Annotated in this window: 11 protein-coding genes and 1 pseudogene; 8 read left to right on the top strand and 4 right to left on the bottom strand. The window is 75.4% G+C overall.

The genetic code is table 11. From position 1 onward, the window contains the following. Positions 1–97 precede the first annotated feature (97 nt). Positions 98–1,261, top strand: a pseudogene (locus GR130_RS03430) (MFS transporter); the annotation flags it as partial. A 369-nt stretch (positions 1,262–1,630) separates the two neighbouring features. Here GR130_RS03430 and GR130_RS03425 read toward each other — a convergent pair. Further along, a complete protein-coding gene (locus GR130_RS03425; protein WP_159503324.1) occupies positions 1,631–3,079 on the bottom strand; it encodes an MBL fold metallo-hydrolase in 1,449 nt (482 codons plus the stop codon). Positions 3,080–3,276: 197 nt separating this feature from the next. On the opposite strand from GR130_RS03425, the gene GR130_RS03420 reads away from it, so the two are divergent. From GR130_RS03420 to GR130_RS03410, 3 genes are read left to right on the top strand one after another with little or no spacing between them, the layout of a single operon-like run. Next, the gene (locus GR130_RS03420) at positions 3,277–4,098 is read left to right on the top strand and encodes a GntR family transcriptional regulator (protein ID WP_159503323.1); all 822 of its coding nucleotides are present in this window, start codon (positions 3,277–3,279) and stop codon (positions 4,096–4,098) included. Positions 4,099–4,103: 5 nt separating this feature from the next. Further along, positions 4,104–5,090, top strand: coding sequence for a sulfite exporter TauE/SafE family protein (locus GR130_RS03415; RefSeq protein WP_236572762.1), 987 nt, complete (start codon positions 4,104–4,106; stop codon positions 5,088–5,090). A gap of 54 nt (positions 5,091–5,144) precedes the next feature. Further along, positions 5,145–6,398: an NAD(P)/FAD-dependent oxidoreductase gene (locus GR130_RS03410; protein WP_159503322.1), complete on the top strand. Its 1,254-nt coding sequence runs from the start codon at positions 5,145–5,147 to the stop codon at positions 6,396–6,398. Between the two features lie 95 nt (positions 6,399–6,493). On the opposite strand, the gene GR130_RS03405 is transcribed toward GR130_RS03410, so the two are convergent. Together GR130_RS03405 and GR130_RS03400 are read right to left on the bottom strand one after the other, a co-directional pair. After that, positions 6,494–7,564 (bottom strand): MerR family transcriptional regulator, encoded by a 1,071-nt coding sequence (locus GR130_RS03405; protein WP_159503321.1) that lies wholly within the window; start codon positions 7,562–7,564, stop codon positions 6,494–6,496. A 189-nt stretch (positions 7,565–7,753) separates the two neighbouring features. After that, a complete protein-coding gene (locus GR130_RS03400) occupies positions 7,754–9,025 on the bottom strand; it encodes an amidohydrolase (protein WP_159503320.1) in 1,272 nt (423 codons plus the stop codon). A gap of 223 nt (positions 9,026–9,248) precedes the next feature. Between GR130_RS03400 and GR130_RS03395 the strand changes: the two genes are divergently transcribed. The 4 genes from GR130_RS03395 (at position 9,249) to GR130_RS03380 (ending at position 14,060) form a co-directional block, all read left to right on the top strand. Then, positions 9,249–10,280: a methyltransferase gene (locus tag GR130_RS03395; protein WP_159503319.1), complete on the top strand. Its 1,032-nt coding sequence runs from the start codon at positions 9,249–9,251 to the stop codon at positions 10,278–10,280. Positions 10,281–10,463: 183 nt separating this feature from the next. Further along, positions 10,464–11,624 (top strand): low temperature requirement protein A, encoded by a 1,161-nt coding sequence (locus GR130_RS03390; protein ID WP_159503318.1) that lies wholly within the window; start codon positions 10,464–10,466, stop codon positions 11,622–11,624. 462 nt (positions 11,625–12,086) lie between these two features. Further along, positions 12,087–12,899, top strand: a complete 813-nt coding sequence (locus GR130_RS03385) for a L,D-transpeptidase family protein (RefSeq protein WP_159503317.1) — start codon at positions 12,087–12,089, stop codon at positions 12,897–12,899. A gap of 27 nt (positions 12,900–12,926) precedes the next feature. After that, positions 12,927–14,060, top strand: a complete 1,134-nt coding sequence (locus GR130_RS03380) for a P1 family peptidase (protein WP_159503316.1) — start codon at positions 12,927–12,929, stop codon at positions 14,058–14,060. Positions 14,061–14,111: 51 nt separating this feature from the next. Here the strand turns inward: GR130_RS03380 and GR130_RS03375 are convergent, their stop codons facing one another. After that, positions 14,112–14,828 (bottom strand): VIT1/CCC1 transporter family protein, encoded by a 717-nt coding sequence (locus GR130_RS03375; RefSeq protein ID WP_159503315.1) that lies wholly within the window; start codon positions 14,826–14,828, stop codon positions 14,112–14,114. Positions 14,829–14,871: the final 43 nt, after the last annotated feature.

Here is a 14,871-nt window from a genome sequence, read left to right as displayed (position 1 = left end):
CGCGTTCCTTCACGCATTTCGCATTCCTTCGCGCGTTTCGCATCCCTTCGCGCGTTCCTTCCTCTTCGTGCTTCCGTACGTGTGAAAGGCGGACCCCGTGCCCGTACCTCCGGACAACGGCCTGCCGCCGCAGGCCCGTTGGGCGCTCGCGGCTCTGGCCACCGGATCCTTCTGCGTCCAGTTGGACTCCTTCGCGCTGAATCTGGTGCTGCCGGTGCTCCGTGCTGACCTGGGAGGTCCCGGGGACGGGGGCGGGGGCGGGAGCGGAGGCCTGGCGGCGGGGGTGGTCAGCGGCTATCTGCTTGCCGCCGGGGCGCTGATGCCGGTCGCCGGGCGGCTCGCCGACCTCTATGGGCGACGGCGGATGCTGGTACTGGGAGCGGTGCTCTTCGGTGTGAGCGCAGGTCTCTGCGCGGTGGCGCCCTCGATGGCGTTCCTGGTGGCGGCGCGGGTGGTGCAGGGTGCGGGCGGGGCGCTGGTCATGCCCTCCGGGCTGGCGCTGCTCACCAACGCCTGCCCGCCGGAGGGCGGGCGCCGAGCGACCGGGCGGGCGCTGGGGCTGGCCGGTCTGGGCACCGTCTGCGGCCCGTTCGTCGGGGGCGCGCTGGCCGGGGCCGCGTCCTGGCGCGCCGTTTTCTGGCTGACGGTGCCCCTCGCCGCGGCCACCGCGCTGTGCGCGCGCCGGGCGGCCGAGTCGCGGGACGCGGCTGCCGCGGGCCGGCCGCTGGACATCACCGGCGCGGTCACCGCGACCGGCGCCCTGGTGTGCCTGGCCGGGTTGCCGGAGCACGGCGCGGTGTGGGGCCGAGTGAGCGGTGCGCTGCTGCTGGGCGCGCTGTTCGTACGGGCCGAGCGGCGCGCCCCGGCGCCTCTGGTGGACCTCGGGCTGTTCCGCAACCGCCCGTACGTGGCACTGACGGCGGCCGGTGCGGTCGCCAACTCGGCGACGGTGGCGCTGCTGTACGTGGTTCCGACGGCGCTCCAGCAGGGGCACGGGTGGTCCGTGCCGGCCGCCGGGGCGGCGTTTCTGGCGCCGGCCGCGGCGTTGGCCGTCGGGGGCCCGCTGGCCGGGCGGGTGCGTCCCGGGGCGGCCGTGCTGGTGATGGCGCTGTGCCTGGCCGTCTCCGGGGGCGCGTTGTGGGCGGTCGGGTCCGTCACGGGTACGCCCGCGCTGCTGGCGGCATCGACGGGGGCCGCGGCGGCGCTGGGCGTGGCGGGCGCACTGGCCCTGACGGGCACTCAGGCGGTGGTGCGCCGGGAGCGCGCGGGCGAGGCGTCGGGGGTCACCAAGGCCGTGCTGACGGTGACGGCGGGGCTGGGGCTGTCCCTCATGGGGACGGCCGGGGGGGACAGCCGGGGGGACGGGAGCGGCAGGGGCGGCGGTCGGCGGGGCGCTGCCGTCGCCCGCCGTCGCACCGCCCACCGTCGCATCGTCCGCCCTCGCCTCGTCCGCCCTCCCATCGCCCGTCGTGCCGGCGGCGGTGTGTGTGGTCGCGGCGACAGCGGTGGCGCCGGCGGGGCGGACGAATCGGTGACGGGACCTGGCCTGCCGCCACCCCTGATACGCCCCCGCCCCGCCCCGGACCGGCTCCCGGCCCCCCGCCCGTCACCGCATCACTCCATCACCCCCTCACCCGGCCCCCACCACCCCGCATCCCCCCGCCACGTCGCTCACCTCGTCGAATCCCCGGGCCTCCAGCAGGGCCGCCGCGATCACCGACCGGTTTCCGCTGCGGCAGTAGAGGACGACCGGGCGGTCCGGGTCGAGTTCGTCGATGCGGTCGGGGAGCGCCGCGAGCGGGATGTTGCGGGCGCCGGGCAGTGCGCCCGCGGCGTATTCGGCCGGGTTGCGGACGTCGATCAACTGGCCGCCGTCCGCGGGGTCCAGGGGCAGTCGCCCGAGGAGTTCGTCGATCCGTACGCGGTGGCTGCGGCGGGTGAGCTGCGGCGCGTCCGCCAGTACCCGTGCCGGGTCGGGGAGGTGGCCGAGGACGCGGTCGTAGCCGATCCGGGCGAGGCGGAGGCGGGCTTCGTCCTCGGTGCCGGGGTCGGCGAGCAGCACGATGGGGGTGCCGGGGGCGACGACGCTGCCGGCGTACTCCGCGAACCGGGTGTCCAGGCCGGTGTGCAGCGAGCCGGCGAGGTGGGCGCGGGTGTAGGCGGCGGGCGGGCGGCAGTCGAGGAGGACGGCGCCGTGGTCGTCGCGGGCGGCGAGGGCTTCGTCCAGGGTGAGGGCGGCCGGGGGTGCGGGTTCCCGCAGGGGGTGGCCGTCGCGGTTGAGGGCCGCGTCGTGGGCGAAGTAGCCGGGTGTGGCGGGCTGTTCGGCGGTGACCAGGCGGACGAACTCGGCCTGCGGCATGGGCTGGAGGGCGTAGTTGAGGCGGCGCTGGTCGCCGATGGTCGAGCTGGTCTCGGTGGACAGGCTGCGTCCGCAGGCCGAACCGGCGCCGTGGGCGGGGAAGATCCGGGTGGCGTCCGGGAGGGTCAGCAGTTTGGTGTGCAGGGAGTGGTGGAGCCTTGCGGCCATGTCGTGCGGGGAGTGGCCGGCGGCGGAGAGCAGGTCGGGGCGGCCGACGTCGCCGACGAAGAGGGTGTCGCCGGTCAGGACGCCGAACGGTACGGCGTCTTCGGGGTTTTCCCGGACGACCAGGCAGATGGACTCGGGGGTGTGCCCGGGGGTGGCGAGGACGGTCAGGGTGACCCCGGAGCCGTCCGCGAAGCCGTCCGCGAAGCCGTCCGCGGCACCTTTCCCCGAGCCGTCCCCGGAACCGGGTCCGGTGCCGAGGAAGATGCGTTCGCCGTCGCGTAACCGCCTTATGGGGAAGCCGGTTTCGGCGGCTTCACCGAAGGCGATGGCGGCGCCGGTCGCCCGCGCCGCCTCCAGGTGACCGGAGAGGAAGTCGGCGTGAATGTGCGTCTCGACGACGAGTTCGATGCGCAGGCCGGCCGCGTCGGCGTCGGCGAGGTATTCGTCGATGTCGCGGCGTGGGTCGACGAGTACCGCGCGGCCGCTGTTCTGATCGCCGATCAGGTACGACGCCTGGGACAGGCAGTCGAGGTAGTACTGCGCGAAGTGCACGGTCGGCCTCCTGGGGGCGCGGTGCCCGTGGGCGGTGGGTGGCGGATGAATGCACCGTGCAGGCCGACGCGTTGTGCGGATGCACGGATGTACGTACATTAAGTATCCGGACGGCGGGCGACAAGCCGAGCCCTCCCGCGTCCGGATGGCGGGCGACAAGCCGGACCGTCCCGCAAACCCCTGGCAAAGGAACCGACATGACGACCGAGCCCGAGCAGCCGGGCGCGCACGGCCGGCCCGACCCGCACGGCCCGCGCCCCCTGGACCGGCGCTCGCCGCTGCCCCTCTGGGCGCAGCTCTTCGCCGATCTGCGCCGCCGGATGGAAGCCGGCGCGTTCACCGAGGAGTTCCCGGCCGAGCACCGGCTGACGGGCGAGTACGAGGTCAGCCGGCACACCGTCCGCGAGGCGCTGCGCAGGCTGCGCGCCGACGGCCTGGTGATCGCCGAGCGCGGGCGCGCCAGCCGCCTGGACACCCGCCGCATACAGCAGCCGCTCGGCTCCCTCTACAGCCTCTTCCGCGAGTTGGAGGGCCAAGGTGTGGAGCAGCGCAGCGAGGTGCTGCGGCTGGAGCGGACCGCGGACGGTACGGTCGCCGGCCATCTGGGGCTGATCCCCGACGCGCCCCTGGTCGTACTGGAGCGGCTGCGGCTCGCGGACGGCGAGCCGCTCGCCCACGACACCGCGTATCTGCCCGCCGAGGTCGCCGAGCCCCTTCTGGACGCCGACTTCGGGCACACCTCCCTCTACGGGGAGTTGTCGGCGCGCTGCGGGGTGAAGGTCGACGGGGGGCGGGAGCGGATCGCCCCGTTCCTGCCGGACATCCGGCAGGCGTGGCTGCTCGGACTGGCCGACCGTGAGCCGGCGTTCGCCATCGAGCGCGTCGGGCGGGCCGGGGAGCGGCCGGTGGAGTGGCGGGAGACGGTGGTGCGGGGTGACCGCTTCACGTTCGTCGCCGAGTGGTCGGGCGACAGCCGGGCCGTCGCGTTGGCGCCGCGCGCGGCGTGTCCGTCCGCGTAGCCGCCGTGTCCGTCGCCATAGCCGTCACGGCGCTGCCCTGCGGCCTGCTGATCGGTCTGCTGCTGGGCGCGCTGGGCGGCGGCGGTTCGGTGCTGGCCGTGCCCGCCCTGGTCTATCTGCTGGGCCAGTCGCCCCATGAGGCCACCGCGGGCGCCCTGGTGGTGGTCGCGGTCGGCGCCGTCACCGGCCTGGTGTGCCACGCCCGCGCGGGCCGGGTCCGCTGGGCGGCCGGCGTGGTGTTCGGCGCGCTGGGCACGGCGGGCAGTTACGCCGGCTCGCGGTGGAGCGCGGCGCTGGACCCCAAGGTCCTGATGGCGGCGTTCTCCGGGCTGATGCTGGTGGTGGCGGCGGGGATGCTGCTCCGGGGCGTTCGGGGGGCGCGGGGATCACGGGGCTCGCGGGAGGCCGGGGAGGCCGGGGAGACAAGTCGGCCCCGGGGAGCCCGCGTTGCGCGGGGCATACGGGAGGCGGGGCGTCGGTCGGGAGCCGTGCCCTTATGGCACCGTTCCCGCCGCACCCGCCGCACCCCCGGGGCGCCCGGCTCCGCTCCCGCACCGGCCGCCGGCGCCCGCGTCGCGCCCACCGCTCCCGTCACGCCCGTCGCGCCCGCCCCCCGCGCCACCGCGCGCCCCCTCCGAACCGCCGTGACCGCGTCCTCCGTGGGGCTGCTCACCGGATTCTTCGGGGTGGGCGGCGGCTTCGTCGTCGTCCCGGCCCTGACCCTCGTCCTCGGACTGGAGATGCCGGTCGCCATCGGCACCTCGCTCCTGGTGATCCTCATCAACTCGGCGGCCGCGCTGGCCACTCGGGCCGGTACCGGCGCGCTGGACTGGCCCCTGCTGGCCGCGCTCGCGGCCTGCGCCGCGGCCGGCAGCCACCTCGGCAACCGCCTCGCCGCCCGCCTCCCCGCGCAGACCCTGACCACGGCCTTCGCCGCGCTCGTCGCCGTCCTCGCCGTCACGATGGCGGCCACCACCGTGCCCAACCTCTGACCCCCGTCCCCGAACCCCCAACTCCCATCCCCTATAAGCCCGCAGGAGAGACCCATGACCCACCCCGCAGCCGAACCGGCTCCGTCCGCCGCCCCCGCGGCCGGAACGAGGGCCTCCGCCCACCACCAGATCCTGATCATCGGCGGCGGTACCGCGGGCATCACGGTCGCCGCCCGTTTACGCCGCGCCGGCCTCCGCGACATCGCGCTGCTGGAGCCCTCCGACACGCACTGGTACCAGCCGCTGTGGACCCTGGTCGGCGGCGGCCAGGCCCCGCTGCGCGCCGCGCTGCGCACCGAGGCGGAGGTCATCCCGCCCGGCGTACGCTGGCTGCGCGAGCGCGCCACCGCCGTCGATCCGGCGGCCCGTACGGTCACCACCGCCACCGGCCGGGTCCTGTCCTACGGGCGGCTGGTCCTCGCGCCGGGCCTGAGCCTCGACTGGGACGGCGTGCCGGGCCTGGCAGCGGCCGTCGGGCACGACGGTGTGAGCAGCAACTACCGCCCCGATCTCGCCCCGTACACCTGGGAGTTGATCCGCCGGATGCGGCGCGGCACCGCGGTGTTCACGATGCCGTCGGGTCCGGTCAAGTGCGGCGGCGCCCCGCAGAAGATCGCGTATCTGGCGGCGGACTACTGGCGCAAGCGCGGTGTGCTGGGCGCGATCCGTCCGGTCCTCGCGCTGCCGGAGTCCTCCCTCTTCAAGGTGCCGGTCTTCGCCCGCGCGCTGGAGCAGACCGCGCGCCGCTACGGCATCGAGGTGCGGCTGCAGACCGAGCTGACCCGCCTGGACGGGGCTGCGCGCGAGGCGGAACTCACCGATCACGCCACCGGCACGGCCGAGACGGTCCGCTACGACCTGCTGCACGCCGTCCCGCCGCAGCGCGCCCCCCGGTGGCTCGCCGACGGCCCGCTGGCCGACCCCGCGTCCCCCTACGGGTACGTCAAGGCCGACCCGCAGACCCTCCAGCACCCCGACTTCCCCGAGGTGTTCGTCCTGGGCGACGTCGCCAACCTGCCGACCTCCAAGACCGGTGCCGCCATCCGCAAGCAGGCCCCGGTGCTGGTCGGCAATCTCCTGGCGGGGCTGCGCGGGCGCCCCGCCACCGCCCGGTACGACGGGTACACGTCCTGTCCGCTCGTCACCGCCCGGCACAAGATGCTGCTGGCCGAGTTCGACTACGACCTGCGCCCCGCGCCGTCGTTCCCGTTCCTCGACACCACCCGCGAACGCACCGACATGTGGTTCCTCAAGCGCTACGGCCTGCCCCAGCTCTATTTCCAGGGGATGCTGAAGGGCCGGGCCTAGGCGAGAGGGGCGGCAGGGCGCAGGCGCCGGGCGCCGCCCCCCGCGGCAGGGCCCGCACCCGTAACCGGGTGCGGGCCCTTCGCCACCGCCGTCCGTCAGGCGGCCGCCGCCACCTCCCCCACCGCGCACCCCACGTTGTCCGGAGCGCCCGCCTCATGGGCGTGGCGGACCAGTTCCGCCACCGCCTGCTGCGGGGTGGCCGCGCCGGCCAGCACCTCCTGGATCGTCTCGGTGGGTACGACGCCGGCCAGGCCGTCGGTGCACAGCAGATAGCGCTCGCCGGGGTGCGCCTCCAGGAGCTGGAGGTCCGGAGCGAAGTCCGCACCGCCCTCCAACGACCGCAGCAGCAGGGCGCGTTGCGGATGCGAGGCGGCCTCCTCGGGGGTCAGTCGGCCCTCGTCGATCAGGGACTGGACCACGCTGTGGTCGTGGGTGACGCAGAAGAGCCCGGAGTCCCGCAGCACATAGGCGCGGGAGTCGCCGATGTGCAGCAGCCCCAGCCGCGAACCGGAGCGCAGCAGGGCGGTGAGGGTGCTGCCGGACGCCTCGGCCGACGGGGCGGCGCGGTGGGCGCGGCGGGCCGCCTCCTCCAGGGCGGCCGGCAGGTCGGCCGAGGTCAGGTCCTGGTCCTCCAGGACCTTCAGCGCCTCGACGGCGGCGGTGGCGGCCGGGCCGCCGCGGGGGCCGTAGCCGTCGGCGACCGCCAGCAGGCGCGAACCGGCGTACGCCGCGTCCTGGTTGGCGGGGCGGACCAGCCCGCGGTCGGTCAGGGCGGCGACGCGCATCGTCAGCGGCGTCGAAGGGGTCTCGGGTGCGGTCATGGCGGTGTTCTCCCTCTCCAGCTGGTCGACGAGGAAGGCGGCCAGGTCCCGGCGGGCGGCGACATCGGCCTCGGCCTGCGCCCAGTAGGCGGCGACCGCGCGGGCCGCCGCGCCCGGTGCCAGCTCGCACACCTCGCGGATGCGGGCCAGCGGCATGCCGAGCCGGCGCAGCCAGGCGACCAGCCGGGCGCGCTCCAGCTGGGCCGGGGCGTAGTGGCGGTAGCCGCTGTGCGGGTCGACGTGGACGGGGGGCAGCAGGCCCAGCTCGTCGTAGAGGCGCAGCGCCTTCGGCGAGAGCCGGGACGCCCGTGCGAACGCCCCGATCGTCAGCAGCTCCCCGTCCATGCACTCCCCGTCCGCGGGCCCGGCCGCCGTGGCTCGCGGGGACCCGCCGTGTTCCTGGTGGTTCCTCGTACCGGGCTCCTCGCCCGGCGCCACCGATGCTGGGGCTTCCCCCAGGGACAAGGTCAAAGGGGGACGCCCCGGCATCGGTGACACCGCGGACCGGGCCCGCGCCGGCCCGTGGAGGACCCCCTAGGGACGTTCCAGTTGGTTCAGCGCGGCGGCCGTCAGCGCCTGGACGCCCATGGTGAGCGTGGGCTGCACGACCGGGACGAAGTGCGGTGAGTGGTTGGAGGGGATGTCCCGGGAGAGCCGCCCGGCCGCCAGCGCGGTGTGGAACTCCTCCGGGTTCCAGCCGCCCAGCCACCAGTAGTACAGCGGCGCCTCGGCGGCGGTCGCCAGCAGTCCCGCGTCCTCGCTGCCGGTCGCCGGCGCGTACGCGAACACCCGCTGCTCGCCGAAGAGTTCGGCGAAGCCCTCGTTGACCTTCCGGAGCGTGACGGCGTCGTTGACGGTCACCGGGAAGGAGTCCAGCACCACCGTCTCCGGCTCCCGCCCGGCGCCGGACGCCGCCGCCTCGGCGCGCGCGATCCGGTCGATCGCGGCCAGCACCGCGGTCCGCACCGCCTCGTCGAAGCTGCGCACGCTGAGCCGTACGACGGCCCGGTCGGGGATCACGTTGGCGGTGTCCCCGGCGTGGAACGAGCCGACGGTGACCACCGCCTGCTCCTTGGCCGCGATCTCCCGCGCCACCACCGACTGCACCCGCTGCACGAACGCCGCCGCCATGAGGATCGGGTCGACGGTCGTCTCCGGCCGCGAGCCGTGGCCGCCGGTGCCGTGGAAGGTGATCTCCAGGCTGTCGGCCGCGGCCATGCAGGCCCCCGGGCAGTAAGCGATCAGCCCCGCGGCGAACGGGGCGACATGCTGCGCCAGCACCACGTCCGGCGTGGGCACCAGCTCCTTGCTGTAGAGGCCGTCGTCCAGCATCGCGCGGGCGCCGCTGCCGACCTCCTCGGCGGGCTGGAAGACGACCACCAGGGTGCCCGACCAGCGGTCGCGGCCCGCCGCGAGCAGATCCGCGGCGCCCAGCAGGCAGGTCACATGGACGTCGTGCCCGCAGGCGTGCATCCGGCCCGGGACGGTGGAGGCGTACGGCAGCCCGGACTGCTCGGCCACCGGCAGCGCGTCCATGTCGGCCCGCAGCAGGACCACCGGGCCCGGCCCGTTGCGCAGCACGCCGGCGACGCCGGTGACGCCGATGCCGGTCGTGACGTCGTAGCCGTACGCGGTCAGCCGGCGGGCGGCCTCCGCGGCCGTACGGGTCTCCTGGAACCCGAGTTCCGGGTGCCGGTGGAGGTCTTCGTAGAGCGCCACGAGGTCCGCGAGGCGGGCTTCGAGCGGTTCCAGGACGGAGGCGGGAAAGGACGGGCCACTGTTGTCGCTGCTGTCACTGTCGCTCATACCGGGCATTCGACCACGGGCCGCCGCCGCGGTCAGCCCCCGTCTCGCTCCGCGGCACGTCCGCGCCTCGGCGGGCGCCCCGCCGGATCCGCCCTCGGCCGACCGGAGTTGGCGGATTGCCACCCCTCGCCCCGTGACACCACCGCCCCCGCCTGCAACCGTGGATCACCACGCCTGCGACCGTGCAGCGCCGCATGACCGAGCCGACGACCGGAGGCTGACGTTGGCCATTCCACCGACCCGGCCGGCGGGCGAACCCGCCGACATCGCGACCCACCTCATGGACCAGGCCATGGGGCATCTCCTCTCCGCAGCGCTGCGCACCGCCGCCCAGTACCGCATCGCCGACCACCTCGCCGCGGGCCCGCGCACCCCCGAACAGCTCGCCGCCGCCACCGACACCCACGCCCCGCACCTGCGCCGCGTGCTGCGCTACCTCGCCGCCCGCGGCATCTTCCGCGAGGACGCCTCGGGCGCCTACCAGCTCACGCCGGCCGCCAGACCGCTGCGCACCGACGTCCCCGACTCCCTGCACACCGCCGTGCTGCTCACCACCGACGACCTCTACCTGCGCACCTCGGCCGGGCTGCCCGAGGCGGTACGGGACGGGGGCGCGGCCTTCGAGCGGGTCTTCGGCGCGCCGCTCTTCAGGCATCTGGCGTCGGATCCGGCCAAGCGGGAGCTGTTCGACGACGGCATGTCGGCGCTGGCCGCCCCGGTGGACGAGGCGGTGGCCGCCGCGTACCCGTTCCCCGAGACCGGCACCGTCGTCGACGTCGGCGGAGGCCGCGGCGGGCTGCTGCGGGCCGTGCTGCGCCGCCATCCGCAGCTGACCGGCGTCCTGTTCGACCAGGCACCGCCGCTGGCGCACCACCTGCTGGACTGCGACGACCTCAAGGACCGCTGGCAGACCCGGGAGGGCGACTTCTTCACGGCGGTCCCCGAGGGCGGCGACCTCTACGTCCTCCAGCACGTCCTGCACGACTGGCCGGACGGCGCCTGCCGCCGCATCCTGCGCAGCTGCCGCGCCGCGACGGCCGCCGGCAGCCGCCTCCTGATCGTCGACTGCGTGCTGCCGCCCGGCAACGCCCCGCACTTCGGCAAGACGCTGGACGTCGCGGTGCTGGCGCTCCTGGACGGCAAGGAGCGCAACGCCGACGACTTCGCCTCGCTGCTGTCGGACAGCGGCTTCCGTCTGACCCGGGTGCTGCCGACGCCGGCGTTCCCGTCGATCGTGGAGGCGGTCCCGGAGTAGCGGGGCGGCCGCCACGCGGGGATGCGGCGGCTGCCCTGGAGCGACGCGGGGTGCCGCGCGGCAGGCCCGCGCGGCACCCCGCGCGCACGACACGCCGCGTCCCCGTATCGCCGCCGCGCCCGTCGGCCCGCGCTGTACTGATCCCACCCCACCGGAGGCGCCGACGAGAGGTACTGGCCTGACGTGACGGTCCTGATGCGCGAGCGCAGCCGGGACGAGGCGCACCGCGCCGCCACCCCGCTGGAGCTGTTCTTCGACCTCTGCTTCGTCGTGGCGATCGCCCAGGCGGGCCGCCGGCTGGTGCACGACCTCGCCGAGGGGCACCCCGGCCACGGCATCGTCGGCTACCTGATGCTGTTCTTCGCCGTCTGGTGGGCGTGGGTCAACTTCAGCTGGTTCTCGTCGGCGTACGACACCGACGACGTGCTGTACCGGGTGGTGACCCTGGTCCAGATCGCCGGTGTGCTGGTCCTCGCCGCGGGCATCCCACGCGCCTTCACGGCCGGCGACTTCCACGCCGTCTGGTTCGGCTACCTGGTGATGCGGCTGGCCATGGTCACCCAGTGGCTGCGCGCCGCGCACGGCGCGCGGGGGACCGAACGGCGTACCGCGCTGCGGTACGCGGCCGGCGTGACGGCCTGCCAGATCGGCTGGCTGGCCCTGCTGTTCCTGCCCGCCGGCGACGCCCCCTGGGTGTTCGTGGTGATGGGCCTGCTGGAGCTGTCGGTGCCGGCGCTGGCCGAACGGGACCGGCGGACGAGCTGGCATCCGCACCACATCGCCGAGCGCTACGGCCTGTTCACCATCATCGTGCTGGGCGAGACGGTCTCGGCGGCGACCGTGGCGGTGCAGTCGGCGCTGGACGCGCACGAGGAGCCGGGCGTGCTGCTGCCGATCGCGGCCGGCGGCCTGCTGCTGGTCTTCGCCGCGTACTGGATCTACTTCGCGGTCCCCATCCATCTCCACCTGCGCTCCAGCCGCCAGGCGTTCCTCTGGGGCTACGGCCACTACCTGGTGTTCGGCTCGGCCGCGGCGATCGGCGCGGGCATCGAGGTCGCGGTGGAGGAGTCGGTCGGCACGGCGCACCTGTCGGCGTTCGCGGCGGCCGCCTGCGTCACCGTGCCGGGCGCGCTGTACATGGCCACGGTGTGGCTGATCCACTCCCGGCACCAGAAGCGCGGCCCGGCCCAGCAGCTGGTGCTGCCGGTGGCCGCCGTGCTGGTCCTGGCGTGCACGTTCGCCGGACACGGGGCCGTGCCGGCGGCGGGTGGGGTGGCGGCGGCCGCGGTCGCGGTGGGCGTCACCCTGACGGCCCGACAGGGCGCTGCCCTGGAGGAGGAGTAGCCGGCCGCCGGTCGGCCGATCCCGGTCGCGGACGTGAGGGGCACCGGCCCGTCGCACCGTCCCCCTTTAGCGTGCCGAACGGCCGTACGCGGCACCCGCCCCCGCGGGACGCCGGCGCGGCACGTGACGAACGCGACACCGCCGCCCGGCCGATCCTCAACTCGTCGCGCAATAGCGGCACTTGGCACACATTCCGGCCATCTTCGGAGAGCGCCGCGACACCGCCCCCGCGGGCACCTGTGGGCAACACCACTCCCCAATCCCCTCATTCCCCCACCAAAGGCCCCGCCGGTTCACGACGGCATCCTCCTGCCCTCTACCGTTCACCTGGATCGGCGGAAGCGGCACCACGGGAACGCGGTAGGGTGCAGATTGCCCTTTTTATACCTGGGCTGCCCGCGGATCCCCTCCTTGGACGGCCCACGGGCCGTTCACCCGTCCGCACCTGAGGAGACGCCAGACATGGCCGCCCGCCACGCTCAGTCCCGCGCGCGCAAGAGACTGTCCCGGCGCAGCAAGGCCGTGAGCGGCCTTGCCGTCTCCACCCTCGTCGGCACCGCCCTGTGGGCCTGGCCGGCCTCGGGCGACGACCACAACAGCCGGCCGGACGCGAAGAGCGGCGCGCTCCAGGCGGTGGCCGGCCCGCACACCGTCGCCGACCGGCACACGGCCCCCGATGCCGGCGGCCTGCGCGCCATCCCGGAACTGAGCGACGCCACCCGCAAGCGCATACCGGCCGACACCCGCCAGGTCCTGGTCGTCACCGGCAAGAGCCCCGACTCCTACGACTCCAGGGTCGTCCTCTACACCCGCGAAGAGGGCGCGGACATCTGGGAGCCCAGCCCCGTCTGGACCGCGCACAACGCCGCGCACGGCTGGACCGACGACCACCGCTACGGCGATCTGCGCTCCCCCCAGGGCGTCTACACCCTCACCGACGCCGGCGGCCGGCTCCCTGCCCCGGCGGGCACCAAGCTCCCCTACGACCACAACGACAGCTTCGTCGCCCACGGCACCGGCGTCGAGGGCGAGCCGCTGGCCGGCGCCTTCGACTACGTCATCGCCATCAACTACAACCGCGTCCCGGGCTCCTCCCCGCTCGACGGCCGGCGGCCCCTGGGCGACGCGCGGGGCGGCGGCGTCTGGCTGCACGTCGACCACGACGGCCCCACCCAGGGCTGCGTCAGCCTCAAGCCCGAGGTGATGCGCCAACTGCTGCGCACCCTCGACCCGGCGCTGCACCCGGTCGTCGTGATGGGCCCGGCCGGCCACTGACCGCGCGGCGCGTGGTACGCATTCCCCATGACCGACGCCCGGCAGCACCAGGGGGCCGGGGGCGCACCGCACCCCCGGGGACCGCATGACGCACTGACCGACGTCCACGGCCTGCGGGTCGGCCACGCCCAGCGCACCGGCGACGGCTGGCTCACCGGCACCACCGTCGTCCTCGCCCCGGAAGGCGGCGTCGTCGCGGCAGTCGACGTCCGCGGCGGCGGTCCGGGCACCCGGGAGACCGACGCCCTCGACCCCCGCAACCTCGTCCAGCGCGTCGAGGCCGTCGTCCTGACCGGCGGCTCCGCCTTCGGACTTGACGCCGCGTCGGGTGTCGCCGGCTGGCTGGAGGACCGGGGCCGCGGCTTCCGCGTCGGCCCGGACCCCGCCCAGGTCGTCCCCGTCGTCCCCGCCGCCGCCCTCTTCGACCTGGGCCGCGGCGGCGCGTGGCGGGCCCGCCCCGACGCCGCCCTGGGCCGCGCGGCAGCCGAGGCCGCCGCCCGTACGGCCCCCGGATCCCCCGTCGCCCAGGGCAACACCGGCGCCGGCACGGGCGCCGTCGCGGGCGGCCTCAAGGGCGGCGTCGGCACCGCGAGCGCGGTCCTGCCCTCCGGTGCCACGGTCGCCGCGCTGGCCGCGGTCAACGCCGCGGGCTCCGTGGCCGACCCCCGCACCGGAGCGCTCTACGGCCGCCTGTACGAGGCGTGGGACGCGCTCCCCGCCCTCGACGTCCACGCCGCCGCCCAACGCCGCCTGGCGGACGCCGAAGCGGCCTCCGCGGCCCGTTCCGCCGGCTCGGTCCGCCCGCCCCTCAACACCACCCTCGCCGTGGTCGCCACCGACGCCGCCCTCACCCGCGCCCAGGCCCACAAGCTCGCCGGCAGCGCCCACGACGGCCTGGCCCGCGCCATACGCCCGGTGCACCTCCTCGCCGACGGCGACACGGTCTTCGCCCTCTCCACCGCCGCCCGCCCGCTCACCTCGGCGGAGGGCCCGGCCGACCCGGTGTTCGGCCCGCACCTGGAGGCCCTGGCGCTGGACGAGGTCCTCGGCGCCGGCGCCGACGTGCTCACCCGGGCCGTCGTCAACGCCGTACTGGCCGCTGACTCGGTGGACGGCCCCGGCGGCGTCTTCCCGTCGTACCCGGACCTCTACAGGACCTGACCCGGCGGCCGGGACCCGCCCACCGGCGGCGGCGCCGGCCGGGTCCCGCCGTCACACCCCGACCGCCCCCAGCAGCGTCCCCGCCGCGTACGTCACGCCCATCGCCAGCGCACCTCCCGCCACATTGCGCCCGATCGCCCGCCCCACGGGGGCCGCCCCCAGCCGGGCGCTGCTCCACCCGCACAGCGCCAGCGCCGTGAGCACCGCCACCACCGTGATCCACAGCCGCTGCCCGGCCCCAGGAAGCACGATCGCCAGCAACGGCAGCAACGCCCCCACCGTGAAGGCCAGGAAGCTCGCCCCCGCCGCGTGCCAGGGGTTGGTGAGCTGGTCGGGGTCGATGCCCAGCTCCACCTCCGCGTGCGCCCGCAGCGCGTCGTACTCGGTGAGCTGCTCGGCCACCTCCCGGGCCAGCTGCCGGTTGAGCCCCTTGCCCTCCAGCAGCTCGGTCAGCTCGACGAGTTCGGCCTGCGGCTCCGCCGCCAGCTCCCGCTTCTCCAGCGCCAACGCGGCCTTCTCCGAGTCACGCTGCGTGGAGACCGACACGTACTCGCCGGCCGCCATCGACAGGGACCCGGCGAGCAGCCCCGCGAGCCCCGCCGTCAGCAACGCGCCCCGCGCATCGGTCGCCCCGGCGACACCGACGACCAGTCCCGCCGTCGAGACCACCCCGTCGTTGGCCCCGAGGACCGCCGCCCGCAGCCAGTTGAGCCGACTGCCGAGCCCGGCGCCGTGCGCCTCGTCGTGATCCGGTGTCTGAAGACTCACCGGCCGAGCGTCTCATCCGCCGCCACCGCCTCCCGCCCGACGC

Source organism: Streptomyces sp. GS7, from assembly GCF_009834125.1.
Taxonomy (GTDB): Bacteria; Actinomycetota; Actinomycetes; order Streptomycetales; family Streptomycetaceae; genus Streptomyces.
Note: the sequence above shows the minus strand (reverse complement) of the source record. Positions and strands in the feature narration are given on the sequence as shown.

What these genes read in the sequence shown, in the direction of transcription:
- GR130_RS03405 (WP_159503321.1), bottom strand. Translation starts at nt 7,564, where the DNA reads ATGGACGGGGAGCTGCTGACGATCGGGGCGTTCGCACGGGCGTCCCGG.
- GR130_RS03420 (WP_159503323.1), top strand. Translation starts at nt 3,277, where the DNA reads ATGACGACCGAGCCCGAGCAGCCGGGCGCGCACGGCCGGCCCGACCCG.
- GR130_RS03385 (WP_159503317.1), top strand. Translation starts at nt 12,087, where the DNA reads ATGGCCGCCCGCCACGCTCAGTCCCGCGCGCGCAAGAGACTGTCCCGG.
- GR130_RS03400 (WP_159503320.1), bottom strand. Translation starts at nt 9,025, where the DNA reads ATGAGCGACAGTGACAGCAGCGACAACAGTGGCCCGTCCTTTCCCGCC.
- GR130_RS03410 (WP_159503322.1), top strand. Translation starts at nt 5,145, where the DNA reads ATGACCCACCCCGCAGCCGAACCGGCTCCGTCCGCCGCCCCCGCGGCC.
- GR130_RS03380 (WP_159503316.1), top strand. Translation starts at nt 12,927, where the DNA reads ATGACCGACGCCCGGCAGCACCAGGGGGCCGGGGGCGCACCGCACCCC.